Origin of the sequence: Neisseria sp. HMSC067G12 (assembly GCF_001812725.1) — a bacterium.
In the GTDB taxonomy this organism is placed as follows: Bacteria; Pseudomonadota; Gammaproteobacteria; order Burkholderiales; family Neisseriaceae; genus Neisseria; species Neisseria perflava.
On sequence record NZ_KV810212.1, the window covers coordinates 40248 to 65342 of the forward strand.

28 protein-coding genes are annotated in these 25095 nt (G+C 47.5%); 11 read left to right on the plus strand and 17 right to left on the minus strand.

The features are described 5' to 3' along the window. From HMPREF2871_RS07690 to HMPREF2871_RS07700, 3 genes are all read right to left on the minus strand, one after another. Positions 1–247 (minus strand): porin (locus HMPREF2871_RS07690; RefSeq protein ID WP_141747881.1); only part of this gene is annotated, 247 nt, incomplete at its 3' end. Positions 248–561: 314 nt separating this feature from the next. Continuing rightward, positions 562–1407, minus strand: coding sequence for a tRNA pseudouridine(38-40) synthase TruA (gene truA, locus HMPREF2871_RS07695; RefSeq protein ID WP_049344877.1), 846 nt, complete (start codon positions 1405–1407; stop codon positions 562–564). A 227-nt stretch (positions 1408–1634) separates the two neighbouring features. Then, the gene (locus HMPREF2871_RS07700; protein ID WP_004519665.1) at positions 1635–3623 is read right to left on the minus strand and encodes a FimV/HubP family polar landmark protein; all 1989 of its coding nucleotides are present in this window, start codon (positions 3621–3623) and stop codon (positions 1635–1637) included. 353 nt (positions 3624–3976) lie between these two features. Between HMPREF2871_RS07700 and HMPREF2871_RS07705 the strand changes: the two genes are divergently transcribed. From HMPREF2871_RS07705 to dtd, 6 genes are all read left to right on the plus strand, one after another. Then, the gene (locus tag HMPREF2871_RS07705) at positions 3977–4510 is read left to right on the plus strand and encodes a septation protein A (RefSeq protein ID WP_049336720.1); all 534 of its coding nucleotides are present in this window, start codon (positions 3977–3979) and stop codon (positions 4508–4510) included. Next, positions 4510–4800 carry a YciI family protein gene (locus tag HMPREF2871_RS07710; RefSeq protein WP_004519663.1) on the plus strand — a complete coding sequence of 97 codons (291 nt, stop codon included), beginning with the start codon at positions 4510–4512 and terminating at the stop codon, positions 4798–4800. The genes HMPREF2871_RS07705 and HMPREF2871_RS07710 overlap by 1 nt, the downstream gene beginning before the upstream one ends. Continuing rightward, positions 4797–5069, plus strand: coding sequence for a BolA family protein (locus HMPREF2871_RS07715; protein WP_049322785.1), 273 nt, complete (start codon positions 4797–4799; stop codon positions 5067–5069). The genes HMPREF2871_RS07710 and HMPREF2871_RS07715 overlap by 4 nt, the downstream gene beginning before the upstream one ends. Before the next feature lie 68 nt (positions 5070–5137). After that, positions 5138–6010, plus strand: a complete 873-nt coding sequence (locus HMPREF2871_RS07720) for a peptidylprolyl isomerase (RefSeq protein ID WP_049336722.1) — start codon at positions 5138–5140, stop codon at positions 6008–6010. A gap of 44 nt (positions 6011–6054) precedes the next feature. After that, on the plus strand, positions 6055–6819 hold the full coding sequence (locus HMPREF2871_RS07725) for a peptidylprolyl isomerase (RefSeq protein WP_049336724.1): 765 nt from the start codon (positions 6055–6057) through the stop codon (positions 6817–6819). A gap of 98 nt (positions 6820–6917) precedes the next feature. After that, the gene (gene dtd, locus HMPREF2871_RS07730) at positions 6918–7379 is read left to right on the plus strand and encodes a D-aminoacyl-tRNA deacylase (protein WP_049336726.1); all 462 of its coding nucleotides are present in this window, start codon (positions 6918–6920) and stop codon (positions 7377–7379) included. A gap of 59 nt (positions 7380–7438) precedes the next feature. On the opposite strand, the gene HMPREF2871_RS07735 is transcribed toward dtd, so the two are convergent. The 14 genes from HMPREF2871_RS07735 to hisC all read right to left on the minus strand — a co-directional run bounded on the left by HMPREF2871_RS07735 (position 7439) and on the right by hisC (position 17927). Beyond that, positions 7439–7957, minus strand: a complete 519-nt coding sequence (locus tag HMPREF2871_RS07735) for a gluconokinase, GntK/IdnK-type (RefSeq protein WP_049336727.1) — start codon at positions 7955–7957, stop codon at positions 7439–7441. 91 nt (positions 7958–8048) lie between these two features. Next, positions 8049–9434 carry a GntP family permease gene (locus HMPREF2871_RS07740; RefSeq protein ID WP_004519658.1) on the minus strand — a complete coding sequence of 462 codons (1386 nt, stop codon included), beginning with the start codon at positions 9432–9434 and terminating at the stop codon, positions 8049–8051. A 557-nt stretch (positions 9435–9991) separates the two neighbouring features. After that, the gene (gene tatC, locus HMPREF2871_RS07745) at positions 9992–10768 is read right to left on the minus strand and encodes a twin-arginine translocase subunit TatC (RefSeq protein WP_039862097.1); all 777 of its coding nucleotides are present in this window, start codon (positions 10766–10768) and stop codon (positions 9992–9994) included. Positions 10769–10783: 15 nt separating this feature from the next. Next, positions 10784–11446 (minus strand): Sec-independent protein translocase protein TatB, encoded by a 663-nt coding sequence (tatB, locus tag HMPREF2871_RS07750; protein ID WP_049344878.1) that lies wholly within the window; start codon positions 11444–11446, stop codon positions 10784–10786. 3 nt (positions 11447–11449) lie between these two features. Beyond that, positions 11450–11653: a Sec-independent protein translocase subunit TatA gene (tatA, locus tag HMPREF2871_RS07755; protein WP_003679438.1), complete on the minus strand. Its 204-nt coding sequence runs from the start codon at positions 11651–11653 to the stop codon at positions 11450–11452. 35 nt (positions 11654–11688) lie between these two features. Continuing rightward, positions 11689–12012 carry a histidine triad nucleotide-binding protein gene (locus HMPREF2871_RS07760; RefSeq protein WP_004519654.1) on the minus strand — a complete coding sequence of 108 codons (324 nt, stop codon included), beginning with the start codon at positions 12010–12012 and terminating at the stop codon, positions 11689–11691. A gap of 118 nt (positions 12013–12130) precedes the next feature. Then, positions 12131–12454: a phosphoribosyl-ATP diphosphatase gene (locus HMPREF2871_RS07765; RefSeq protein WP_003679440.1), complete on the minus strand. Its 324-nt coding sequence runs from the start codon at positions 12452–12454 to the stop codon at positions 12131–12133. A 32-nt stretch (positions 12455–12486) separates the two neighbouring features. After that, positions 12487–12885, minus strand: coding sequence for a phosphoribosyl-AMP cyclohydrolase (gene hisI / locus HMPREF2871_RS07770; RefSeq protein WP_100066640.1), 399 nt, complete (start codon positions 12883–12885; stop codon positions 12487–12489). 52 nt (positions 12886–12937) lie between these two features. Continuing rightward, positions 12938–13705, minus strand: coding sequence for an imidazole glycerol phosphate synthase subunit HisF (hisF, locus tag HMPREF2871_RS07775; RefSeq protein ID WP_049336730.1), 768 nt, complete (start codon positions 13703–13705; stop codon positions 12938–12940). A gap of 40 nt (positions 13706–13745) precedes the next feature. Then, positions 13746–14063, minus strand: a complete 318-nt coding sequence (locus tag HMPREF2871_RS07780; RefSeq protein WP_004519651.1) for a hypothetical protein — start codon at positions 14061–14063, stop codon at positions 13746–13748. A gap of 178 nt (positions 14064–14241) precedes the next feature. Beyond that, a complete protein-coding gene (hisA, locus tag HMPREF2871_RS07785; RefSeq protein WP_049336731.1) occupies positions 14242–14979 on the minus strand; it encodes a 1-(5-phosphoribosyl)-5-[(5-phosphoribosylamino)methylideneamino]imidazole-4-carboxamide isomerase in 738 nt (245 codons plus the stop codon). Between the two features lie 72 nt (positions 14980–15051). Beyond that, complete coding sequence (gene hisH / locus HMPREF2871_RS07790; protein ID WP_049336732.1) at positions 15052–15696, minus strand: imidazole glycerol phosphate synthase subunit HisH; 645 nt, start codon at positions 15694–15696, stop codon at positions 15052–15054. A 169-nt stretch (positions 15697–15865) separates the two neighbouring features. Further along, positions 15866–16822, minus strand: a complete 957-nt coding sequence (gene hisB / locus HMPREF2871_RS07795; protein WP_049344879.1) for an imidazoleglycerol-phosphate dehydratase HisB — start codon at positions 16820–16822, stop codon at positions 15866–15868. 19 nt (positions 16823–16841) lie between these two features. Next, on the minus strand, positions 16842–17927 hold the full coding sequence (gene hisC, locus HMPREF2871_RS07800; protein ID WP_049336735.1) for a histidinol-phosphate transaminase: 1086 nt from the start codon (positions 17925–17927) through the stop codon (positions 16842–16844). Between the two features lie 217 nt (positions 17928–18144). Here hisC and HMPREF2871_RS07805 point away from each other — a divergent pair, with 217 nt between their 5' ends. From HMPREF2871_RS07805 to HMPREF2871_RS07825, 5 genes are all read left to right on the plus strand, one after another. Continuing rightward, complete coding sequence (locus HMPREF2871_RS07805) at positions 18145–18501, plus strand: DUF2069 domain-containing protein (protein WP_049336736.1); 357 nt, start codon at positions 18145–18147, stop codon at positions 18499–18501. Further along, a complete protein-coding gene (locus tag HMPREF2871_RS07810; protein ID WP_049344880.1) occupies positions 18498–20330 on the plus strand; it encodes a PglL family O-oligosaccharyltransferase in 1833 nt (610 codons plus the stop codon). Before HMPREF2871_RS07805 ends, HMPREF2871_RS07810 begins: the two co-directional genes overlap by 4 nt. A gap of 207 nt (positions 20331–20537) precedes the next feature. Next, positions 20538–21215: a two-component system response regulator MisR gene (misR, locus tag HMPREF2871_RS07815; protein WP_003748666.1), complete on the plus strand. Its 678-nt coding sequence runs from the start codon at positions 20538–20540 to the stop codon at positions 21213–21215. Positions 21216–21230: 15 nt separating this feature from the next. Beyond that, positions 21231–22628, plus strand: coding sequence for a HAMP domain-containing sensor histidine kinase (locus HMPREF2871_RS07820; protein ID WP_004519642.1), 1398 nt, complete (start codon positions 21231–21233; stop codon positions 22626–22628). Positions 22629–22683: 55 nt separating this feature from the next. Continuing rightward, positions 22684–25080: a bifunctional acetate--CoA ligase family protein/GNAT family N-acetyltransferase gene (locus HMPREF2871_RS07825; RefSeq protein WP_004519641.1), complete on the plus strand. Its 2397-nt coding sequence runs from the start codon at positions 22684–22686 to the stop codon at positions 25078–25080. The last annotated feature ends 15 nt before the right edge of the window (positions 25081–25095 follow it).

Consider the following 25095-nt stretch of genomic DNA (forward strand, 5'->3'; position numbering starts at 1 on the left):
CACCGGCGATAGAAGTGTTTTGTTCAACTTGCCAAATAGCATTCAAGTTGCTACCCAAGTGTTCGTGGCCTTTGAAGCCGATGCGAGAACCGTAGTCAGCAATCTCAGTAGCAGTTTTAGAAGTAGTCTTACCTTCTTTTACTTTAGAAATTTCAACGCCGGCTTTAACTTGACCGTACAGAGTCACATCAGCCATAGCTGCAACAGGCAGAGCTGCCAAAGTCAGAGCAATCAGAGATTTTTTCATTGCTGTATTCCTTTTCTATTGTGAAGAAATAACTTAAGCAGACCGGACAATCCGCTTAGGCTTACATTATCGCTGGAATCAGCGATTCCATGACTGTTACTATAATTGCTCCTCTCTAAAAAAACAAACTTTATTCAATCCACCCCCACCACCCTTGAAACCCGGCAAAGGCAAACACAGCCTAAAAAAAGGAAATTTATTATTTAAAATCAATGATAAATTTCTTTTAAAACCAATTGTGCATTTTTACAACACTTTATTAATTTACACATCAATCACGCTATTTTGTTGCTTTTATACCAACAATCCGTCAATTAGGCCGTCTGAAAAACGTTACCCGAAACATCCATCCACTCAGGCAGAGGCAGTTTTACCACCCCAAACTCATCAGGATAATCAACGCCTGTCAAATACAGGCCGTCAGACATAAAAGTCGGAGGTGCTTTCAATCTGCTTCTTGCATGAAAGATTGACTGAAATTCATCCACACTAATCCTGCCACTTCCTACATATACCAATGCGCCCATGATATTGCGCACCATATGATGCAAGAATGCATTTCCATGCAAATCAAGGCACAAATAACGAGGAGTCCCACTAATACTTGCTCTATACAGCGTTTTTATCGGCGATTTTGCCTGGCACTCAGCCGCACGAAAGCTGGAGAAGTCATGTTCACCCTCCAATAAAGCAGCAGCCTGCCTCATTAGATTTAAATCTAATTTCAAATGCGTCCACCCCACCCTGCCGACCAACAACGGAGAGCGAACCGGAGATGACTCCAGCAAATAACGGTAATGCCGGCCATAAGCATCAAATCGGGCATTGAAATGCGGTGCAACTTTTTGTGCAAGCAATACAGCCACACCGTCAGGCAAATGCGCATTGACACCACGCACCCACGCCTGCTCCGGACGGCATACAGATGTATCAAAGTGTACGACCTGAGCTGTCGCATGCACACCCGTATCCGTCCTTCCTGCAACAATCGTATTAATCTGCTCTCCTGCTATTAAAGTTAATGCCTGCTCTAAGGCCGTCTGAACAGTCGGCAGGTCTCCTGCCTGTTTTTGCCAGCCATAAAAACGGCTTCCGTCATAAGATAGAGTTAAAGCCCAACGCTGGACGGAATGTCCTGTTGTATTTACTTGTTCAGTCATTTCTTATACTTCTTGTAAATTGATATTGTTGCCTACGCTCAAGTAACAAATATTAAAAAGGCGTGATTAACACACGCCTCCATTTTGTATTTCAGACGGCCTTCATCTTCAACCATCATATAAAGCTGAAATCTTACCCAACCAATAATAGACTCAGATAAAATCTTGCTTTTTAATTTACCATAAAAAAGATGCCGTCTGAAACGGCATCTTCATTTGACTAGCACTTACGCGCCAAGTTCTTTCATCAGTTTTTGGGCTTTATGCAGAATATCGCCTTCAGCCTCCTCAATCAGCCCTTGCAATGTTTCTCGAGCCGCTTCAGGATCACCGATTTCGATATACATCTTAGCCAAATCATATTTGGCTTCAAGCGGTGCAGTCATGCCAACTGATTCTGAAACAAAGCCTCTTTCACTATTGCTTTTATCGGCGGCTACTGAAACATCTTCAGCTCCCCATTCCAATGCACCTTCTTCAATCACAAACTCAGAAGCAGCTTCTTCTTTCTCTACTTCTTCTTTGGTTCCTTGAATTTGCAAGTCTTGATCTTGCTTGATCTCGAATGGCAACGCATGGCCGTCTGAAGCTTCAGGGGTTTCTACCGTAAACTCGAGTGGCTCTTCATTTCTTGACTCGGAGACTTTTTTCTCTGCCGCCAAATCAAACTCAGCAAATGTATTTGCCTGCTCTTCTTTACGTTCAGGCATAACAACGGATACCGGCTGATATGGATTTTCTGGTTCAGGTTCGTACACGCTTTCTGTTGATTCGATATTGTCCCAATCAGCATGGCGACGTTGTTCTGTCTCAACATCATGCGTTACTGCACCTGAAAGAATACCTGCCTGACTATTGTCAATCTTACCTAAATCAAGTTTGACATCATCGATATTGGAAGATTCTTCTACTTCATTGATAACCACATCATCTTCAAAATCGTCTTCGATAAGCAGGCCATCTTGAGTTTTTTCAGACGGCATTACTTTAGTTGCAGCAACCGCAGCAGCTGAAGCAGCAACATCTTTCTGTACAGCCTTCTCTTCATCCATACGGCTTACAGGTGCTGCTTCAGGCTCGTCTTTACGTTTACCCGCAGCTTTTAACAACAACCAAGCAGCAATAAGGGCTGCACCGCCTGCCAATAACCATTTCCATAAATTGCCATTTGATTCGCCCTCTGTTTGCTCCGCGATAGAATCAGTGGTTGCAACAGACTCAGAAGCCACTACATTCTCTTGAGCATCAGAAGAAGCCATAGCTTCTTGAATATCGGATGCAGGAACAGTCGATGCGGCATTTTCATTAACCGCTGCAGATGCTGCTTGTTCTGTTTGTTCAGCTGAAGCTTGTTTTACTTCTTCCTGTTGCTGTGTATTTACGCCAGCATCTTTAACCTGGGCTTCAGTTTGAGCCTCAGGCTGAACAACAGGTTTTTCTGTTTTAGCCTCTGTTGCATTAGCGGTTTCATTGGCTTTTTCTGTTGCCGTATTAGTTTTAGCAGGAGCAGAAGCAGCCAAACGTTGCAATTCGCTACGGTTTGGAATATTCAGCACCTTACCTGCCAACATACGGTTGGCATTGTTATCGATAAACACATCCGGATTGGCATTAACCAATGCTTGAATGGTTTGATCCAAGGTCATACCTTGCGGACGGATGCTGGACGCAATGGCAATCAGGGTTTCACCCGTACGCACCAAATGCTGTCTACCTGAACGTGCAGCTGTGTCGTTTTTAGCAGAGGCCGTCTGAACTTGTTTTTTCTCAGCCTTACGCTGCACATCCTTACGCGCTTGAGCTGCCTGATTACCTACTGCTTTATTGTTTTTAGTTGCAGGCTGTTGGGCATTGCGTGTCGGCTCGAAGGATTGGGATTCGGCAGTTTGACGGGGGCGGACGGATGCCGCATCTTTAGCGTCGTATCCGGCCGGATCGATGATAGCAGTGTATTCACGCGATTGCGCGCCGACACCTACTTGGAAAACCAAAACAGGATCTTTGATGGCTTTAGAGGAACGAATGGTAACGACTGCCTTATCGCCTGATTTGCGTACCGCCGCGCGCAAATTACCATTTGAAATAGTGGCCTTACCGCCATTAAGCAGAGCCTGAGCTTCCTCGCCAGTCACAGTGATACTGCCTGTAAAAGGCTCACCCAAATGAGATTGAACGTTCAAACCGCCCAAACCTGCAGAAGCGCTGAGCGATGTCATTAAAGCGATAGAAGCTGTAATTAATTTAATATTGTGATGTTTTTTCAAAACTGATCCCCTGTTCGGAAATTATGGTACTAACCAATGTGCGCGCATTTAACCATATATTTACTAGATATTACGTCATGATATATTTTTAACCCATTTCTGCCAAGCAATACAGGCTATTCAGCCTGAAATTCCTTGGTAAATCTATTACTTTTGCATGCTTGTGTTTCTTTTTTACAAATTTCGCCAACCCAAAACAAATATCTCATATGGATATATGTGGTATTAAAGTCATGGGGAAAGGTGCAAAAAAACACATCTCCCTGTATGATTAGCATTTACTCAATTAGTTTCATCATTAATATATGAAGGTTTTGAGCGACTTATTCGCCGTATTCTTATTTTTCATCACATACATCATCACCAAAGACATGATTGCCGCAACGGCTGTTGCGGTTATAGTCGGTATTGCCCAAGCTGCGCTGACCTTTTGGAAACACCGCAAACTGGACACCATGCAATGGGTCAGTCTGATTTTGATTGTCTTTTTTGGCGGTGCAACGATTCTGCTGAAAGACAACCGCTTTATCATGTGGAAACCGACCGTTCTGTTTTGGATCGGCGCAATCGTCATGCTGTTTAGCCATCTTGCCGGTAAAAACGGGCTAAAAGCCGTGATGGGTAAAGAAATGCAGCTTCCTGATTTTGTATGGACGCGCCTGACTTATGCATGGATTGGCTTCCTGATTTTTATGGGGGCTGCCAATCTCTTTGTCTTTACGTATTTTCCAGACCAATGGGTCAATTACAAATTGTTCGGCACATTGGGTTTCACAATCATTTTTTCTATCGCACAGGGCATGTATCTGATGCGTTTCCAGCCTAAGGAGGATCAATAATGGAATATTTCATGCTTTTGGCCACTGATGCCGAAGATGTCCACGAAGCACGCATGGCAGCCCGCCCTGCTCATTTGGCACGCTTGGAAGAATTGAAAGCGCAAGGCCGTCTGCTGACTGCCGGCCCCAATCCTCTACCAGACAATCCGGAACGCGTTTCCGGCAGCCTGATTGTGGCTCAATTTGAATCTTTGGACGCAGCACAAGAATGGGCTGAACAAGACCCTTACGTCGATGCCGGCGTATACGCAGAAGTATTGATTAAACCCTTTAAAGCCGTGTTCAAATGAGCAATATGCGTCAAATTATCGAGGAACGCCTGCAGGCACTTGAGCCTGAGTTCTTCGATTTTGAAGATGAGAGCCATCTGCACGCCGGCCATGCCGGCAATAAAGGCGGCGGGCATTATGCGATATTGGTGGTCAGCAACGCATTTGAAAATATCGGTCGCCTCCAGCGGCAACGTATGATTAAGCAGCTTTTGCAAGACTTGTTTTCAGACGGCCTGATTCATGCACTCAGTATCAAAGCGGCCACGCCGGACGAATACTTCCATTAAGATTACTACTTAAACTTTGATTTCTAATCATTAATTTATTTCCAATCATTATTTAAAAGAGAAATACGATGAAAAAAACCTACTTTGCTTCAGCCTTGATGCTTGCCCTGACTACCGGCACCCTGTTTGCCCAAACTTTGGTGACCGTCAACGGTCAAGCCATCGACAGCAGCGTTATCGATGACCAAGTTGCTTCCGTACGCGCCAGCAACCCGAACGTTCAAGACACTCCTGAATTGCGTCAAATGCTGACTGAACGCCAAGTTATCAGCACTGTTGTTACCCAAGAAGCTAAAAAATTAAAACTGGATCAAAGCGCTGAATTCAAAACTGCATTGGAGCAAGCGCGTGCCGATGCCGCCAAGCAAGGTGCAGATAAAAAAGCCACATTCAAAACCGAATGGGCAGTTTTCGAAAATGATTTGTTAGGCCAAGCTTTCGCGGCGCATATCGTCCGTCAATATCCTGTTCAAGAAAAAGATGTCAAAGCCGCTTACAACGACTTCAGCAACTTCTATAAAGGTACTCAGGAAGTCCAAATGGGCGAAATCGTGACTGACAGCAGCAGCAATGCCCAAAAAGCCATTGCCGATTTGGATGCGAAAAAAAGCTTTGTTTCGGTATTGAACCAATACTCAATTGACGAAGCGGCCAAAAAAGCCGGCGGTATCCCTAAAGCTTATGTTCCGCTTAAAGATTTGCAAGAATCAGCGCCTCCGCTTTACGCAGCTGTCAAAGACCTGAAAAAAGGTGCGCACACTAAAACGCCGCTGCAAAACGGTAATTTGTACGCCGTTTTCTACGTCAATGACCGCCGTAACGTTACCGTACCTTCTTACGAAGCCTCTAAAAACGAGATTGGCAGCGACTTACAGGCAGCCCGTGTTGATGCGGCCATTCAATCATTGCTGAAAAAAGCCAGCATCAAAGTCAACAAATAATATAACGTGCCCGCCGTGATAACGGCGGGCAATAAGGAACTCACATGAACATCAAGCCCAAAACTGCCGTTTTGGCTATCCTCGCCCTATCAACCATCGGCTTGGCAACTGCCAAAGCACCTGAAATCGATCCCGCCCGTATCGACAGCATGGTTGCCGAAGTATTGAGACAAGCCGATCAACATCCCAACCAGACTGCCAAACCCGATGGTCAGGCAATCCGCAAAGATGTGGTTACACGTTTGCAGACTTTGGAAATTTTGAAAAATGAAGCCATCCAGGCTGGTTTGGACAAAGATGCAGAAGTGCAGAATCAGCTTAAAAACGTTGAAGCTGAGTTTTATGCCAACCAATACGCTGCTTATCTAGAACGTCAAACCGCGGTTGACGATGCTGAGTTGCGCCGTTTCTACGACCATCAAACACGCATTATCAAGCTGCAACAAGTCAGCTTTGCTTCAGCCGACGAAGTACGCGCCGCGCGAGAGCTGCTGCTAAAAGGCTTGTCATTTGAAGAGCTGATGAAACGCTATCCAAACCCCGAACAAGAGTTCGACGGCTTCATCTCTCCGCAGCAGCTCTCTCCTCAACTGGCTACCGCTTTTGCCGACATGAACCGAGGCGATGTAACGCATGAGCCGATTCAAATGGAAAACCGTTTTTATCTGTTTAAACTCAGTGCAGTAGAACACGATCCCAATGCCGAACCTTTCGAACTGGTACGCAATCAGATTGCCCAAGCTGTTAAACGACAAAAAGTCGAGAATCAGATCGAACGTATCTTAAAAGAAAACGGCATTAATCCGTAAATTGATTCAATGGTTTCAGGCCGTCTGAAACCATACTCCAACCCAAAGGGCGTGTCTTTTACGCCCTTTTTTACAAACTTCTTTTATTCAAAAACATCATGCGCGCTGTTATCCAAAAAGTTACCCAAGCCAAAGTTGACGTTTTGTCCGAAAACTCCTGCGAAACCTGCGGCAAAATCGATAACGGATTTATGATATTGCTCGGCGTTACCCACACCGATACAGAAACAGACGCCAAATACATTGCGGATAAAACCGCCAACCTGCGTATCTTTGAAGACGAAAACGGCAAATTAAATTTATCGCTCAAAGATGTCGGTGGCTCGATATTACTGGTTTCCCAGTTTACCCTTTACGCTGATGCGCGCAGCGGCCGCCGCCCATCTTTCTCCAATGCTGCCCCTGCCGAACAAGCGGATAAGCTTTATCAATATACCGCGCAACTTTTGCGCAAACATGGATTGACTGTCGAAACCGGCAGATTCCAAACCCATATGCAGGTTTCCCTTTGCAATGACGGGCCGGTTACCTTATTGCTTGACTCGCAAAAAACATTCTAAATCCCATCAAAAAAGGCCGTCTGAAATATTTCAGACGGCCTTTCCATTTCTGATCATTACTAAATCAAGCCTTGCGCTTTCACCCAGTTCACAATATCTGCCTCAACGGCTTCAGGCGAACCCGGATTGTCAATTTTAACGCCGTACTCATCCGCACCCAGCTCTTCCAAAATCTCCAGCTGCGAATCCAGCATTCCGGCTTTCATATAATGCCCCTGACGCGACAGCATACGTTCAAGATTGATTGCTTGAGGCGGAGTCAGATGAATAAAAGCCACCTTCCCTTCTGCACCACGCAGAATATCGCGATAGTGATGCTTGAGTGCGGAACAAGTAACAATGGAATATTTTTCCCCGTTTTTTGCCTGCTCTGTCATCCAGTCACGCAAATTGCCCAGCCAAGGATAGCGGTCTTCGTCCGTCAACGGAATACCGGCACCCATTTTGTCGCGGTTGGCTTGAGTATGGAAATCATCGCCTTCGGCATATGGGCATTGGTTGAGATGTTTTTGCAAAGACAATGCGGCAGTGGTTTTACCGCAACCGCACACGCCCATCATGACAAAATGTGTCGTCATTTTTCTACTCCTTGTTTATCTAGATTTTAACGGTATTTGAAAACAGGCGGATTGTGTTATCTCAAAAACACTATCCGCCGGCCATTTTCGATTAAACCAAGATAAACAACACTGACGATAAAGCAAAACCGATGAGTGCGATAAGTGTTTGGTTGACCGTCCATGTCTTCAAGGTCGTCGGCACATCCATATCCAACAGACGGCCGACAAGCCAGAAGCCTGAGTCGTTAAAGTGGCTGCAACCAACGGAACCTGCCGCCGTCGCCAATACCACGCAAGTAATCTGCCAATCGCTGAAACCTGCCGCCGCAACGGCCGGTGCCATCAACGCGGCAGCGGTAGTCAGGGCAACAGTCGCAGAACCTTGCGCAATACGCAAAGCCAAAGCTACCAAGAAACAGCCCAGTAAAACAGGAATACCCAAGTCAGCCATGCTGTCGGCCAAAGCCTTACCGATACCGGAAGCACGCAATACGCCGCCGAACATACCGCCTGCACCGGTAATCAAAATAACCGAGCAAACCGGGCCCAATGCGCCATCAATGGTTTTCTCCAAAGCGCTGGCTTTTTCACCACGTTTACTGCCCAATACATACAGGGCTACCAAAACAGAAATCAGCAAAGCAATTGGTGTCGAACCGAGCATTCGTGCAAACTGCACCCAGCCTTCATCCGCACTGACCATTTTCTCGCTGATCAGAGTAGACAAACCAGTATTCAAGAAAATCAACAACATAGGAATTAGCATAATGCCAATGACCGTAGATGCCTTTGCAGGCGCTTTCGGTTGGTCGTTATCTTGCGTACCGCCGCTGAGCAAATCAGGAACGGGCACATGAATGCTGCGGCCCAAAATCTTACCCAATAAATAGCCGCTGAAATACCAAGTAATCAAGGTAACAGGCAAACCCAAAATCAGCAGTTGACCAATATTTGCGCCATAAAATTCAGAAGCTGCAATCGGGCCGGGATGTGGCGGCAGGAAGACGTGCATGACGGAAAATGCGCCAATAGATGCCAACGCATAGGGCAAAACAGTTTGCTTCATGCGGCGTGCCGTTGCAAACACAATCGGCAACATCACCACCAAACCGGCATCAAAGAAAATCGGAAAACCGAAAATCAAAGAAGCCACGCCTAAGGCAAACGGCGCACGATTCTCACCAAAAATCCGAATCAGCGCATCTGCCAAAGACTGAGCACCGCCGGAAGTTTCCACCAAACGGCCAAGCATTGCACCCAAACCAACCAACAACGCCACGCTGCCAAGTGTACCGCCGAAGTTTTTGACCAATACATCATTAACAATGCTGCCCATAGGCAGACCTGTTACGATGGCAGTCAGCAAGCTGACCAATACCAACGTCAGCAAGGCATGAACGCGCAGTTTTACAATCAAAATCAAGATCAGCAAAATCGCTGCCGCGGCGATACCGAGCAAAGTACCGGCACTCAGCGTTTGAGTCCATCCATCCATTTTGAAGCCTTTCTCTGTAAGAAAAATACAAACTTATTAATGTTTCTTAACACACGTAGATAAGATAACACATTTCACTATGGATTCATACGGCTGGATTTAGTCAAAATATAAACTTCTCTTTTTCAAAACCCTTTTTGTAAGATGCTTGATAAATAAGGATTACAACGAAAAACAAGGGTGACAAAAAGGCCGTCTGAAACGTAGTTAATTTTCAGACGGCCTGACATCATTCTTCTCGATAAAATAGAAACGAATATTTTTTCAATTACCTAAAATCAAGTATTTTCGGCTTATGCCTTGGTAAAAATCACCCCATTTCCCAAACGTAATTCCGGCAGTTTGGTATTAAAATCCAGCCCATTGAGGCATGAGGGACTGTTACGCATTACTGCTTCGATTTCGGCAAAATCCTCGGTCAAAAATTTTAGCCGAATCAAAAGAATCTGGACAGTAATGTTTTACGATTCCCCGAACATTCATCATGCTTTTTCTTAAAAACTGAAAGTGCCATGATACAAAGGCCGTCTGAAAAATTCTTCAGACGGCCTTGATTCTTAAACTTCTGCCGGTGGTTGCGGTGTATCCTCATCTTCCTGCTGCGTTTTCGCTTTGGCAAAACGGCTGAACCAAATACCAGCTTCGTAGAGCAGAATCAGCGGAACGGCAAGCAGGGTTTGGGAAATTACGTCAGGCGGCGTGATGATTGCGGCCACGATAAACGCACCGACAATCACATACGGACGCGCATTCTTAAGCTGTGCAGTCGAAACAATGCCCATTTTGGCAAGCAACACCACAACGACGGGAACTTCAAACGTCGTACCGAATGCAACAAACATGCCCAAAATAAAGGACAGGTATTTATCGATATCGGTCGCCATATTGACACCGACAGGGGTTACACCGGCCAAGAATTTGAAAATAACGGGAAATACCAGAAAATAGGCAAACGCCATACCAACAAAGAAGAGCGTCACGCTGGACAACACCAGCGGCGTAATCAAACGCTTTTCGTTTTGGTATAAAGCCGGGGCGACAAACGCCCAGACTTGATACAGCGTGTGCGGCAACGACAGCAGAAACGCCGCCATCAAGGTAACCTTTACCGGCACAAAAAACGGCGCGATCACATCGGTCGCAATCATGCTGGTATCTTTAGGCAGATTGGCCATCAATGGTTCGGCAACAAAAGTATAGAGCTGCTGGGCAAACGGCATCATGCCCAAAAAGCAGACAACGATACCGATGACGATCCACATCATTCGGCGGCGCAGCTCGAGAAGATGCTCGATAAGCGGTTGGACGGGTTGTTCGTGTTGAGGTTCGGACACCGGTTGACTCACTTTTTACTTACGGACGCGCAGTTTGGGCTTGGCGTGGAATTTCGGGCGCATATCGCGTTTGCGGCTCATCGCCTGCTTACGCAAAGAAGTCGTATGCAGCGGAGGAACATCGGCAGCAGGAGCTTCGACATAGCTGACTTCAACCGCCGGTGCGGGGGAAACCGATGCGGTCAAATACTCACGCCAAGCGCGGTCTTGCTCGGACTCGGCATTTTCAGCTCCGACAGGCTCTTGAGTTTGCGCTGCTCCACCCTCTTCAGGAACTTGGGCCGCACTTTCATTTTCAGTGCTGCTTGAAGCCAAATCAGGCAGAGGATTACCGAACTCGTCCACGCCAAAATCAGCTGGCGTTTTTTGTTCGGGCAGGCGCTCCCAAGGCTTGAGGCCATCTGAAATATCATTCAGATTTTTTTGTGCATCATCGCCTAAGTCTTTGATACCGTCGCGAAACTCCGAAGCGGCGGCTTCAAATTCCTGCTTCACCTTGCGCAATTCGTCCAACTCAGCCTGAGTATTGAGCTCCTGCTTGACGTTGTTGACGAAGCCTTGCAATTTGCCGACCAAACGCCCGACCGTGCGCGCGGCTTGCGGCAGACGTTCTGGACCCAGCACTATTAGGGCGACAACGCCGACCAGCAGCAATTCGCCCAAACCGAAATCAAACATGGATTATGCTTTGTCTTCGTCTTTTTTGTGTTCGATGACTTCGTCTTTTTTGGCATCTTTGCCGTCTGTACCTTCATTCAGGCCTTGTTTGAAGTCATGCACTGCACCGCCGAGGTCTTTGCCGACATTGCGCAATTTTTTGGTACCGAATACCAAAACGACGATAATCAGTACGATAATCCAGTGCCAGAGAGAGAAGCTACCCATGATAAATCCTTGAATTTATTAAAAATAGATGATAGTTATGCAGGCGTACCCATGATATGTATATGCAGGTGGAATACTTCTTGTCCACCGCCTTTGCCTGTGTTGATCAGGGTTTTGAAACCGTCGGTCAAACCTGCCTCTTGGGCGATTTGAGGGACTTTCAACATCATTTTCCCCAACAGGGTTTGATGTTCGGCGGTTGCGTGTGCCAGTGAATCGAAGTGTACTTTCGGAATCAGCAGCAGATGCACCGGCGCAGCAGGACGGATGTCTTTGAAACAAAGCATCTCATCGTCTTCGTAAACAGTTTGTGCCGGAATATCTTTGGTTGCGATTTTGCAGAAAATACAATTATCCATAATGGCTCCAATGGCCGTCTGAAAACGGGTATAACGAGTTTCACCCCAAAAAGGGAAATCGTTTTTGCCCTAAGAGACGGATTCTGAAACAGGTCAAATACGGGATTGTAATATAAATTCAAGATTCTTTGCGAGAAGCTTTTTCCACTAATCCCGACAAACCTTGACGGCGCGCAAGCTCGTTTACTACATCTTCGGCACGCAATCCGTGATGCGCCAATAAAACCATGGTATGAAACCACAAATCCGCCACTTCGTAAACCAAATGTTCGCCACCGCCATCTTTAGAGGCCATCAAGGTTTCACCCGCTTCCTCGATGACTTTTTTCAGAATCTTGTCTTCGCCTTTGTGCAGCAGCTGGGCAACGTAAGAAGCATCGGGATCGCCGCCTTTGCGCGAATCGATGACGTTTTGAATTTGGGTAAGGATAGTATCGGTCATGGTCAGTTTCTCTTATTTTCTTTCAGACGGCCTTAAGGATGTTTATGTCCGTAAATCGCCTCTTCGTCTTTCAACACGGCATCGACTGTCTGCCATGCGCCGTCTTGCCAAACTTTGTAAAAACAGCTTTCGCGCCCAGTATGACAGGCAATGCCGCCGTTTTGTTCAATCAACATGACCACTGCGTCGCCATCGCAATCCAGGCGCAATTCATGTACTTTTTGCGTATGCCCTGACTCTTCGCCCTTCATCCATTGTTTTTGGCGGGAACGGCTGTAATAGTGGGCAAACCCGGTTTCTACGGTTTTTTGCAGGGCTTCGGCGTTCATCCAGGCAACCATCAGCACACGGTGTGTCTGCCAATCTTGGGCAATCGCGCAAACCAAACCTTTTTCATCAAATTTTACGGCATTCAGCAGCGTTTCGTTTATGTTCGACATTCGCATTTTTTTCCCATATTTTCAGACGGCCTTTGGATAGTAATCACAAACGCACTTCAATTCCTGCTTCACGCATGGCCAGTTTTGCTTCGCGGATGCTCGCTTCGCCAAAGTGGAAAATACTGGCGGCCAATACCGCATCGGCCTTCCCGTCCTTAATGCCGTCCACCAAGTGTTGAACAGAACCGACGCCGCCAGAAGCAATGACCGGAATATCGACCGCTTCGCTGACCGCGCGTGTCAAAGGCAGGTTGAAACCTTGCTTGGTGCCGTCTCGGTCCATACTGGTCAGCAAAATCTCGCCTGCACCGCGCCGCTGCATTTCGACAGCCCATTCCACCGCATCCAAACCGGTCGGATTACGTCCTCCGTGGGTAAAGATTTCCCAACGGGTGTTTTCAGGGTTAACCGCTTTGGCATCCACGGCAACAACAATCGCTTGCGAACCAAAAAAACCGGCCGCTTCGTTTACCAAATCAGGATTGGTTACAGCGGCCGTATTGATGCTGGTCTTATCGGCACCGGCATTAAGCAGACGACGGATATCGGCAACCGTACGGACACCGCCGCCGACGGTTAATGGAATAAAAACTTGTGAAGCGACTGCCTCAATAACGTGCAAAATAGTGTCGCGATTGTCGCTGGAGGCAGTGATGTCCAAAAAGGTCAACTCATCCGCGCCTTCATCGTTGTAGCGTTTGGCAACGTCAACCGGATTGCCTGCATCGCGCAGACCCAAAAAGTTGACACCTTTTACCACGCGACCGTCTTTTACATCCAGACAAGGAATAATTCGTTTTGCCAATGCCATACTCAATACCTATTATCCGTTATCAGGCCGTCTGAAACCGTCAGGCCAAAAATTTGCTCAACCAATCCGGCAAATGTTGCAACAGCTGAAAATAACCAATGCCGGCTATCATCGCCAAAACACAGGAAATAATGAAATTGCTGTCAATGCGGCCGACAATGGAAAAAATTAAACCGGCAAATGCCCAGATTATCCCGTTGAAAATCATCCAATAGGTATCGATAATCGGCAAATCAAACGCCGTCAGCTGCCGCAATATCACTGCAATCAGTGTAAACCACAAACTTTCGCTTAGCGGATACACTTCGCGGTCGGATGACCAGATAATCCAAAAACCCAAAACAAACGCTTCAAGCATACCAATCCCTTAATAAAATAAGATATTGAGTGAGTTGTTTTTTTATAATTATTTCAGACAGATTTTAAGTCTAAGGACTTTGCAAAATGCCGCTTTTGAAGGCATTTTCAGCTATACGCCAACTCCTGCGCTGTTACACCTTGCAAAGCCCCAATCTGCATAATTAAACGCACTTAGGTCAAGCCAAAGAATCGGCCATTTTTTGTGCCTGTGCGAAATCAATACTTCCCTCATAAATTGCGCGGCCGGTAATCGCACCGCTCACACCCTCTTTTTCGACGGCACACAATGCGTGGATATCGTCCAAATTCGTCAAGCCGCCGGAAGCGATAATCGGGATATTCACTGATTGAGCCAATTTGACGGTGGCTTCGATATTCACGCCGCTCATCATACCGTCGCGACCGATATCGGTATAAATAATGCTGTTGACGCCATCGTCTTCAAAACGCTTGGCCAAATCGACGACATGGTGTTCCGTTACCGTTGCCCAACCGTCTATCGCCACCATACCGTCTTTGGCATCCAAGCCGACGATAATCTGACCCGGAAAGGCCTTACATGCTTCGCGCACAAATTCAGGATTTTTTACCGCGGCCGTACCGATAATCACATCGGTCAGACCCAAATCCAAATACTTTTCGATGGTGCCCAAATCACGGATACCGCCGCCAAGCTGTACCGGAATATCTTTAACCACGGCGGCCAAAATTTCTTTAATCGCCGGAAAATTTTGAGGAACGCCTGCGAATGCGCCGTTCAAATCAACCAAATGCAAACGGCGTGCGCCTTGATTGCGCCAATGCAACGCCATCTCTGCCGGCGAGTCGGAAAACACCGTCGCCTGCTCCATCAAACCTTGTTTTAAGCGAACACAGCGTCCTTCTTTCAAATCAATGGCAGGTACCAACAGCATTTTCTTCTCCTCTATTCAATTTCAGTATATTTTACACAAATTAGCGATTTTTAGCAGATTTATGTTAAAGCCTCAAATCTGCCAATTTAAAAAATTACGCAGCAGCAGCAATCCTGCCTGATGGCTTTTTTCCGTGTGGAATTGTGTGGCAAATACATTGTCCTTACCGACAATGCAGGCAAATTCATTCGGATATTCACTGACACCTAAAATAATCTCTTCATTTTTCGGTGCAAAATAATAGCTATGGACAAAATAGAAATACTCGTTCTGCCCAATGTCTTGAAATAAAGGATGCGGACGGGTTTGGCGCACTGTATTCCAACCCATATGCGGCACTTTCAGACGGCCTCCCTGTGCATCGGTTTGATTGGGCAAAAACCGTTTTACTTGTCCTTCAAACCAACCCAAACCATCTGTATCGCCTTCTTCGCTGTGTTCGAACAATAATTGCGCACCTACGCAAATTCCAAAAAACGGCTTGTTTTTCAGGCCGTCTGAAACCGCCTCGCCCAAACCGCTTGCCTTCAGCGCCGACATACAATCCGGCATGGCGCCCTGCCCCGGAAAGATAACCTTATCCGCCGCCATCACCTCTTCAGGCCGCGAAGTCAGATAAATTTCAGCATTTTGATTGGACAAGGCCTGCGCCGCCTGAACAGATTTCAATACTGAGTGCAGGTTTCCCATTCCATAATCGACAATCGCTACTTTCATTGTTTCTCCTCAGGCCGTCTGAAAACATTTAATGATTAATATAATAATAAGAATGATTGTAGCAAAAGATGGTTTAAAACAAAATATTGCCACTATACAAGACAAATAATAAAAGGCCGTCTGAAATCCCAATCGGTTTCAGACGGCCTTTATTCATTCACACGATGCCTTATTCTTCAGACGCGGCTTCCGCTTCTTCTTGAACAGATTCTTCACTCAGCGTGCCTTTGGTAGAAGGTGTTTGACCCATCATGCGCGGATCGTATTCGACCGCCATGCGCAAGGCGCGGCCGAAGGCTTTAAAAACGGTCTCGGCTTGATGATGTGCATTACGGCCGCTCAAATTATCGATGTGCAAGGTCATCATACTGTGATTCACAAGGCCGTGGAAAAATTCTTCAAACAAATCAACATCAAAACGGCCAATCAGGGCGCGGGTAAAGTCGATGTTATACACCAAACCAGGACGGCCGGAAAGATCGATGACCACGCGGCTCAACGCTTCATCCAGCGGAACATAGGCATGACCGTAACGGGTAATGCCGGCTTTATTGCCAAGCGCCTGTTTCAAGGCCTGACCCACCACGATACCGATGTCTTCAACCGTGTGATGGTCGTCAATGTGCAAATCGCCTTTACAGGTAATATCCAAGTCAATCAAACCATGGCGCGCCACTTGGGCAAGCATGTGTTCAAGGAAAGGAACGCCGGTATCCAAGCGGTATTTACCGGTACCGTCAAGGTTGAGGCTGACGGTGATTTGGGTTTCGCAGGTATTGCGGGTAACGGTAACAAAACGGTCTTCGGTTGAAACACCAGCTTCGACTGCTTCGACAGTTTGTTTTTCCAAACGCGCCACTTCAACCGCTGCTGCTTTTTCTTGGTCTTTGCTGTGATCACGGTTCAGCCAGCCTTTGCGTTTGTGCATGCCGGATTCCAACTTCGCAGCCAGGCTCGGACGAATGCCGCGTGCAGACTCATCGCCTGCTTGTTGTTCCAAACGGCGTTTGATCTGAGACAAAGAGGCGGAGTTTTCATAACCGCACGCGCGTGCAAGCTTGGTCAATGAACCGGCTTCTTCAACCAGTAACAGAAAATTGGTCAAATGCAGTTGAGCTTTGTTCATAATGGTAGTTTCCTTGGAATCAAAGATTGGGGTAAAGGTTTCTAATAACGGCCAAGACAGCATCATTTTGCGCTGCCGAGCCTATGGTTATGCGGACACACTGATCCAAAAGCGGATGGCTGCCATGCAGTTTTTTAATCAGTATGCGGTATTGCTTCAATGTTTCAAACAGCCCGTCCGCATCAGGAACGCGAACGGTAATAAAGTTGGCTTCGCTCGGAAAAACTTCCAAACGGTTTAATTTCAACAATTCATTCATCACGCGCGAACGCTCGTTTTTTAATATATCAATGTTTTGCTGAATGATTTGATGATGTTTCAATGAGAATTTTGCCGCCGCCAAGCTTAATTGATTCATATTGTAAGGCGGAAGGATTTTGGCCAGTTCACCCATAATGCTTGGACTTGCCGCCGCATATCCCATCCGCAAGCCTGCAAAGCCGATTTTACTGATGGTGCGCATTACGACCAGGTTTTCGACTTCGCCCGCCCACGGAAGGAAACTGTCATGATGAAACGCGCCATATGCCTCATCGACAACCACAATGCCGGTTGCCGCACGAATGACCGCCTCTACTTCTTCTCGTTTAAAGCACACGCCGGTAGGATTATTGGGATAGGCAATAAAAATTAATGACGGCTGATGTTGCTCAATCGCAGACAAAACGGCAGGAAGATTTAAAGAAAAATCCGGATTTAAGGGAATACCGACATATTCCATACCATAAAGCGCGGCATTATGACGATACATAACGAAACTTGGCTCAATACCCAATACACGCGCATTTGGTTTGGCAACCAGCATAGTCAAAAACTGGATAAGCTCGTCTGAGCCGTTGCCCAATGCGATTTCCGCTTTATCGGGAATACCGAAAATTTCCCTCAATTCTTCATAAATCCCGCTCTTGGCAGTATGGGGATACAAATGAATCGGTGCCTGCTTTGCCAAGTCCGCCCATTCTGACAACAAAGATTCATATCCGGCGAAAGGATGATGCGGACACTCCATAGCGTCCAACTTAATAAAACCTTCCGGCAAATCAGCAACCTGATAGGCTGTCATTACTTTAATATCATCACGGATAACTTCAGCAACGCGATTCATGGTTTTCTATCCTCCTGAGATAAAGTATTTATAATAGTAGCACAATCTTTATTAGATATATATATTAATAAGACTATAAAACAAGATAAAGTTTCATTAATTTGAAGAAAAAACAATAAATCCTTTCTTGAGCATCTTTAAGCAATATTCTTGGCTTACCCCGCCTTTTTAGCGGTATAATTTTAAGTTTTCCAGTACGGCTTACGCCCTCAATCTTGTGAATAATACACGCTCCCCATTACCTTATCTTGCAACGTCCATAAGCCTTATCCTGCTGATTCTGCTTTCCTTGTCGTGGGAATTGTGGATCGCTCCATTGCGCGAAGGCGGCTCATGGTTGGCACTGAAAGCCCTGCCTTTGTGCTTGCCGTTGACCGGTATTTTGAAAAAACGCATCTACACTTACCAATACAGCTCCATGCTAATTCTGATTTACTTTGCCGAAGCCTGTATGCGCCTGGCTGACACAGCCGTCGCCAGCCGGATTTGCGCCGCCGTTTCCGTATTATTGTGCATTGCCTTTTTCCTCGGCTGCCTTGCATTTATCAAACAACAAAAACACACATCAAAATGACCTACCACACACTTTCAGACGGCCTGACCGAATCTTCAGTGAAAACCTTTTGGCCTTTATGGCTCAGCTTTATTTGGATTTGCGCCGTCCCTTTTCTTTCACTCTACCGAGTCGGCCCACTACCCAGCTTTTATCTGGAAGCCATTTCACTGAGCGGCTCATTGGTACTGACATTGATTAGCGCACACAAAGGCCTGCTGAATATCCGTCTTCCCACACTCAGTATCGGCCTGTTTGCCATGGCTGCATTTTGGTTGCTCCAAGCACGCCTCATGCATTCGACCTACCCCGGCATGAGCGATATTACTGCCTGGACCTTTGTCATTTTGGCACTGGGCGCATGGTCGGTGCGGGGCTGGGTAGCAGCTTACGGACAGGAGCGCGTCGTCAGCATCTTCGCTTGGTCTTTATTGATAGGTGCAACTATGCAGGCTGCCATCGTTTGGCTGCAATTTAAAGGCTGGTCCAACGTAGAGTGGTTGAACGGCATCATTGCCCGAAGCAACGGCACCGTAAACGGCCAACTCGGCCAACGAAACCATTTGGGACATTATTTAATGTGGGGCATTTTGGCGGCATCCTATTTATGGACGGCACGCAAAATGTCCAATACAGCAGGTTTTCTGTTTGTATTGGCTTTGACCGCAACCCTCGGCCTTGTCAACTCACGCACCATCTTAGGCTACATTGCCGCCCTATTCCTGATTACACCGTTATGGTTTTGGCGTACCCGTTTCCAACACAAACGCGCACTGTGCATTTTTCTCCTGACCGCCATCCTGGCCGCCGCTTTCCAATTCGGTATGGGCAGCCTGTTGGACTTGTTTGGCAACGTCAAATACGAAACCGCTGTCGAACGCGCAGGCACCAGCGGTTTTGAAGGTTCCATGCGCCAAATCGAATGGAGCAAGGCATGGATTGCCTTTCAATCCGCACCTTGGTTCGGCCATGGCTGGAACAGTTTTGCCCAACAAACCTTCCTGATCAATGCCCAACAACAATACTTCCCCAACAATATCCTCGGCGTACTGTTTACCCATTCGCACAATATCGTCATGCAGTTATTGTCCGAAATGGGCATTGCCGGCACCTTACTTGCAGCCTTAACCCTGCTTGCAGCCGTGTGGCGACTGTTGGGCCGCAATCAAACGCCGGCCTCGCTGTTTTTACTGACTGCCGCCGCCGTCAGCCTTTGCCACAGCATGCTTGAATATCCTCTTTGGTATATCTACTTCCTCACTGTATTCAGCCTGATTCTGTCGTTGACACCCTCTTATCCGAAAGATGTTTCAGACGGCCCTTTATCCACCCGAATCAGACAATGGGCAAGCGGTATAGCTGCTTTATCGATTTTAATCGGCATAGCAAACCTCAGCTGGGAATATCAAAATCTGACCCAATATAGCCGTGTAGGGAAAACCGATGATCAGCAAACGGTTCAAAACAAAATCGACGGCTTGCAACGACTTTCCAAAGAAAGCCCCATGCTTGCCTATTACGCCGATTTGAGCTTGAGCAAACGTGCAGATCCGACCGATGCCTATATCCACCCATGGGCAGAAGAGGCCGCACTCAAAGCCCTGACCTACCGCCCCTACTCCAGCGCCTACCAAGTTGGCCTTTACCTCTACCGACAAGGTAAAAAAGAAGAAGGTGCGCAATGGATGCAGGCAATGCAATATTATTATCCTTATATGATGTATTTCTACGCCGACAAAATACGCAGCCACCCGACATTCGCCCCCTTACTGCCCAAACTTTTGTCCGATTGCAAAGATTTCATCAACGCACCGAAACACCAAACCGCCCAATCATGCGACAAACCCTGAACAAAACACACCTAATTGTCAGTTTGTCCTTACAGGCCGTCTGAAAATGTAAAGAGCAGCAAGTTTCTATGCAAAAAAGCGCAAAAGCACAGAAAATTACGCTATCAACAAAAGCAGATTGCATGTTAAGATTGAATACAACTCTATTTTAAGCGCCGCACCGCCTATTTAGTGCCACGGCGCATACAATCACGAAAAGGAAATTCCATGAGTCGCGTATTACTCGTAGATGACGATGCCCTCTTGACCGAATTGCTGACCGAATACCTGACTGCCGAAGGCCTCAACGTTCATAGCGTTCCCGACGGCGAAGCCGGCGTTCAAGAAATTCTGACCGGACAATACGATGTCGTCGTATTAGACTCCATGATGCCTAAAATGAACGGTTTGGACGTACTGAAAAACGTACGTACCCAAAGCACCGTGCCCATCATTATGCTGACCGCGAAAGGCGACGACATCGACCGCATTATCGGTCTGGAAATGGGTGCGGACGATTATGTTCCGAAACCATGCACACCGCGCGAACTCTTGGCCCGCATCAACGCCATCCTGCGCCGTGCGCAACACAGCAACGAACAAAACAACGCGCCTAACAGCATTTCTGTCAGCGACGTTGTCCTCTACCCTGCCAAACGCCAAGCCAGCATCAAAGACACTCCGCTTGAGTTGACCAGCACCGAATTCAACCTGCTCGAAGTTTTGATGCGCCACGCCGGACAAGTCGTCAGCAAAGAGACCCTGTCTATCGAGGCACTCGACCGCAAACTGGCTAAATTTGATCGCAGCATCGACGTACACATCTCCAGCATCCGCCACAAATTGGGCGATGCCTCCCTGATTCAAACTGTACGCGGCTTAGGCTACCTGTTTGTTAAAAACTAAAGATTAAACAGATCAATGAAACTGTTTCAACGCATCTTCGCCACATTTTGCGCAGTCATCGTCTGCGCAATCTTTGTGGCGAGTTTTTCATTTTGGCTGGTACAAAACACCCTCGCCGAAAACCAATTCAACCAACGCCGCACCATCGAAACCACATTGATGAGCAGCATCATCTCCGCGTTTAACTCGCGCGGAGACAGCGGTGCGCGTGAAATTCTTTCGGAATGGAAAAACAATCCGGTTTCCAATGCCGTTTATGTGATTACCGGCGACGATAAAAAAGATATTTTAGGCCGCAACATCGACAGCCTGTCCATCGAACGCGCCCGCATCTTTGCCATCAACAATCCCGAATCCGATTTAGCCCACATCGAATACGACCGTTTCGGCGAAGAATACCTCTTCTTCATTAAAGGCTGGGACAACCATCAAGCCCAACGCCTGCCCAGCCCGCTCTTCATTCCCGGCCTGCCGCTCTCGCCGATTTGGCACGAATTTATCATTCTGTCTTTCATCATCATCGTCGGCCTCTTGATGGCATACATCCTTGCCAACAACATTACCAAGCCCATTAAAATTCTTGGCGGCGGTATGGACAGGGTAGCCAACGGCGAACTCGAAACCCGCATTTCCCAGCAAGTTGACGACCGTGACGACGAATTGTCCCACCTTGCCGTGCAGTTCGACAAAATGGCCGAGAAACTGGAAAAACTTGTTGCCAAAGAGCGTCATTTGCTCCACCACGTTTCTCATGAAATGCGCTCGCCGCTGGCACGTATGCAGGCGATTGTCGGCCTGATTCAATCTCAGCCGCAAAAGCAAGAGCAATACCTCAAGCGCCTTGAAGGCGAATTGGTGCGCATGGATACTCTGGTCGGCGAATTGTTGACCCTATCCCGCTTGGAAACTTCCAATATTCCTTTGGAAAAAGAAAACCTCAAACTCGTTCCGTTCTTAACCAACTTGATTGAGGACAACCAAAGCATTGCCCACCAAAACAACCAAAGCGTTACCCTGAGCATTGACCCAAAAATCCCCGAAAATGCCGTGGTCAGCGCCAACGAAGGCTATCTATACCGCGCCTTTGACAACGTTATCCGTAATGCCATCAATTACAGTCCGGAAGGCAGCACCATTCAAACCCATATCGGACAAGACGGCAAACACTGGATTATCGATGTGACCGACAACGGTCCGGGTGTCGATGAAATGCAGCTTCCGCATATCTTCACTGCCTTTTATCGCGCCGACTCCAGCGCGCACAAGCCCGGTACAGGTTTAGGGCTTGCATTGACACAGCACATTATGGAACAGCACTGCGGTAAAATCATTGCTGAAAATGTCAAACCCAACGGCCTGAGGATGCGTTTTATCCTTCCCAAAAAGAAAGCCGGAGACAAAAAAGAAGTCTAAAAATAAGGCCGTCTGAAACTTTTCAGACGGCCAAAAACACAAATAAGGAACCATCATGAGCGCAACCGTCCAAACCGGCTCCGGCTACTTCTTCATGCCTGAACACATCATCCTCGTCGGCGCCAGCGAACGTCCGCACAGCCTTGGCGAACGCATTTTCAGCCACCTGCTCGGTTCCTCATATCAAGGCAAAATCACCCCCGTCAATCTTCGACACAGCAGTGTAGCAGGCATTCCCTCCTACTCCAGCCTCAGCAAAATCCCGGGACAAGCCGATTTGGTTGTTGCCGTTATCCCGCCCGACCATTACGACTCGCTGTTCAAAGCCTGCCGTAAAAAAGACCTGCACCACATTATTCTGATTCAAGATTGGGAAAACCTACCGCCCGAATCCTGCAAAAACGCCCGTTCCACCATTCAAAAACATCACGGCGATGAATTGAACATCACCGTATGCAACAGCGCAGGCATCCAACTTCCCTCACTCAACCTCAACATCAGCACCCAAACCGACTATCCGGCCGGCCATATCGCATTACTCACCGGCCACAGCACCGTCAGCCGCAACATCAACCACCTGCTGAACACGCTGCATCAAGGCGTATCGCGCCACATCAGCCTCAACTATGATCTAAGCCCTACTACATCGGCCGACTGGCTCAACCGCTTCGGCCACAACCGCCATACTAAAGTTGCCGTGATCCACTACAATCCGGCCGAAAACCAACGCGAGCTGTTCAGTGCCATCCGCCACTTTACACGCCACACTCCGCTTATCCTATTGTCTACACACTACACCGACGACACAGACAAAGCCATCCTGCGCAGCCTCAGCCGCCATTGCAATTTCCAACCGGTATTCAATAACGCCGAACTGGAAGCAGCCCTAAAAGCCCACCTTTCCGGCATTCCCGTCATTACCAACCCCACCATATTGTCCGATACGCCGATAGAATGGCTGCGCACTACCGCCAATGCCTGCGAATTGACCCTCGACCTCCCAACCGATGTACCATCCGTCCGACAAGGCTGCATCGGCAGCAACCCTACGCCTGCACGCATCCACCGTCTGGCGCTCGAACAATTACAAAATCCGCATACTCAAGCCCTGCTTGGCATTATTTCGCCAGATACGCCAGACGCATACAGTATTCATCAAACTCTGGATAATTTGGCACAAAAAACCAGCAAGCCCATTCTCGTCAGCTATCGTTTTTCAGACGGCCTGACTCGGTTTAACACGCCGGAAGAAGCCTTGCTGACACTTTATTTCCGCAATCAAACAGCCTATTTGCAACAAGTACAAAATACCCCTGCGCCAGCCAAAACAGGTCGTCTAAAAACACCCAAAAGCAAAAGTATCGATAAAGCCATTGCTTCCGGCCAAACCGAACTGATGGCGGAAGCCCTATACCTGCCTCCGTGCCAAACCCAAAAACACAATGCCGTCCAATTCCGATTCAACCGCCATGCCATTTACGGCAATATCCTTACCGCCCATTACAACGGCAAAACCGAAGCCGCATTACCTCCTTTTACCACACTCGATATCCAGCGTTTAAGCCAGTTTGCAGAACTTGACAACACTTCCGTTCTCAATCAATTCCTGCATTCCCTAAACACGCTTATCCACAACAACCAGCATATCGGCGACATCATCCTCAACTACAACGGCAGCCAATACAGCAGCACCATCATTCCCAAAATTGTGGAAAAACCAGCCACGCCGACAACCAAAATCCCCAAAAAAGCCGTCCAAACCTTAGAACAGGCCGCCGCTAAAATGCAAAGTGCCGCCGCCTACCTCCAACAAAAAAATCCGGTCGCAGCCGAGTTTCTACGCAACACCGGCGAAGCCGCGTCCGAACTACTGCACCCTAAAACCGAAACTCCCGAGATACAAAACGTACTCGCACCCTATCCGAGCCAAACCGATACCTTTACCCTGCCCGACGGCAACACACTGCACATCCGCGCACTAGAACCTGAAGATGCCGAAGCCAAACAAAAATTTGTCCGCCAATTACCCGCGGCCGACCGCTATACGCGCTTCATGACCCATACCAACGAGTTGCCGCCGCCGACACTCGCACGGCTGACCCGTCTCGATTTCCATGCCGAATGCGCGTGGGTAGCCTTCGCTTCAGACGGTCGTATCGTCGCAGTTAGCCGTTACAGCCGCATCAATCGTAATGAGTGCGAGTTCGGCATTACTTTAGCACCTGAAACACGCAAAACCGGCTTGGCCGGCAAAATGATAAGCCTCATTATCCAAACTGCCACACAGCAAGGTTATCAAATCATGAATGCGGAAATCCTCAAAGAAAACACACCGATGCTCAAACTCGCTGAAAAATCAGGATTTACCGTCACTCCATCGGAAACCGACCGCGGCCTGTATCAAGCAAGCCTCGATTTGAACGAATGGCAAAACAGCAACAAAAACAAATAAAAACTTGCATAACCC

What these genes read in the sequence shown, in the direction of transcription:
- truA (WP_049344877.1), bottom strand. Translation starts at nt 1,407, where the DNA reads ATGACTGAACAAGTAAATACAACAGGACATTCCGTCCAGCGTTGGGCT.
- HMPREF2871_RS07700 (WP_004519665.1), bottom strand. Translation starts at nt 3,623, where the DNA reads ATGACATCGCTCAGCGCTTCTGCAGGTTTGGGCGGTTTGAACGTTCAA.
- HMPREF2871_RS07705 (WP_049336720.1), top strand. Translation starts at nt 3,977, where the DNA reads ATGAAGGTTTTGAGCGACTTATTCGCCGTATTCTTATTTTTCATCACA.
- HMPREF2871_RS07710 (WP_004519663.1), top strand. Translation starts at nt 4,510, where the DNA reads ATGGAATATTTCATGCTTTTGGCCACTGATGCCGAAGATGTCCACGAA.
- HMPREF2871_RS07715 (WP_049322785.1), top strand. Translation starts at nt 4,797, where the DNA reads ATGAGCAATATGCGTCAAATTATCGAGGAACGCCTGCAGGCACTTGAG.
- HMPREF2871_RS07720 (WP_049336722.1), top strand. Translation starts at nt 5,138, where the DNA reads ATGAAAAAAACCTACTTTGCTTCAGCCTTGATGCTTGCCCTGACTACC.
- HMPREF2871_RS07725 (WP_049336724.1), top strand. Translation starts at nt 6,055, where the DNA reads ATGAACATCAAGCCCAAAACTGCCGTTTTGGCTATCCTCGCCCTATCA.
- dtd (WP_049336726.1), top strand. Translation starts at nt 6,918, where the DNA reads ATGCGCGCTGTTATCCAAAAAGTTACCCAAGCCAAAGTTGACGTTTTG.
- HMPREF2871_RS07735 (WP_049336727.1), bottom strand. Translation starts at nt 7,957, where the DNA reads ATGACGACACATTTTGTCATGATGGGCGTGTGCGGTTGCGGTAAAACC.
- HMPREF2871_RS07740 (WP_004519658.1), bottom strand. Translation starts at nt 9,434, where the DNA reads ATGGATGGATGGACTCAAACGCTGAGTGCCGGTACTTTGCTCGGTATC.
- tatB (WP_049344878.1), bottom strand. Translation starts at nt 11,446, where the DNA reads ATGTTTGATTTCGGTTTGGGCGAATTGCTGCTGGTCGGCGTTGTCGCC.
- tatA (WP_003679438.1), bottom strand. Translation starts at nt 11,653, where the DNA reads ATGGGTAGCTTCTCTCTCTGGCACTGGATTATCGTACTGATTATCGTC.
- HMPREF2871_RS07760 (WP_004519654.1), bottom strand. Translation starts at nt 12,012, where the DNA reads ATGGATAATTGTATTTTCTGCAAAATCGCAACCAAAGATATTCCGGCA.
- HMPREF2871_RS07765 (WP_003679440.1), bottom strand. Translation starts at nt 12,454, where the DNA reads ATGACCGATACTATCCTTACCCAAATTCAAAACGTCATCGATTCGCGC.
- hisF (WP_049336730.1), bottom strand. Translation starts at nt 13,705, where the DNA reads ATGGCATTGGCAAAACGAATTATTCCTTGTCTGGATGTAAAAGACGGT.
- HMPREF2871_RS07780 (WP_004519651.1), bottom strand. Translation starts at nt 14,063, where the DNA reads ATGCTTGAAGCGTTTGTTTTGGGTTTTTGGATTATCTGGTCATCCGAC.
- hisA (WP_049336731.1), bottom strand. Translation starts at nt 14,979, where the DNA reads ATGCTGTTGGTACCTGCCATTGATTTGAAAGAAGGACGCTGTGTTCGC.
- hisH (WP_049336732.1), bottom strand. Translation starts at nt 15,696, where the DNA reads ATGAAAGTAGCGATTGTCGATTATGGAATGGGAAACCTGCACTCAGTA.
- hisB (WP_049344879.1), bottom strand. Translation starts at nt 16,822, where the DNA reads ATGAACAAAGCTCAACTGCATTTGACCAATTTTCTGTTACTGGTTGAA.
- hisC (WP_049336735.1), bottom strand. Translation starts at nt 17,927, where the DNA reads ATGAATCGCGTTGCTGAAGTTATCCGTGATGATATTAAAGTAATGACA.
- HMPREF2871_RS07810 (WP_049344880.1), top strand. Translation starts at nt 18,498, where the DNA reads ATGACCTACCACACACTTTCAGACGGCCTGACCGAATCTTCAGTGAAA.
- misR (WP_003748666.1), top strand. Translation starts at nt 20,538, where the DNA reads ATGAGTCGCGTATTACTCGTAGATGACGATGCCCTCTTGACCGAATTG.
- HMPREF2871_RS07820 (WP_004519642.1), top strand. Translation starts at nt 21,231, where the DNA reads ATGAAACTGTTTCAACGCATCTTCGCCACATTTTGCGCAGTCATCGTC.
- HMPREF2871_RS07825 (WP_004519641.1), top strand. Translation starts at nt 22,684, where the DNA reads ATGAGCGCAACCGTCCAAACCGGCTCCGGCTACTTCTTCATGCCTGAA.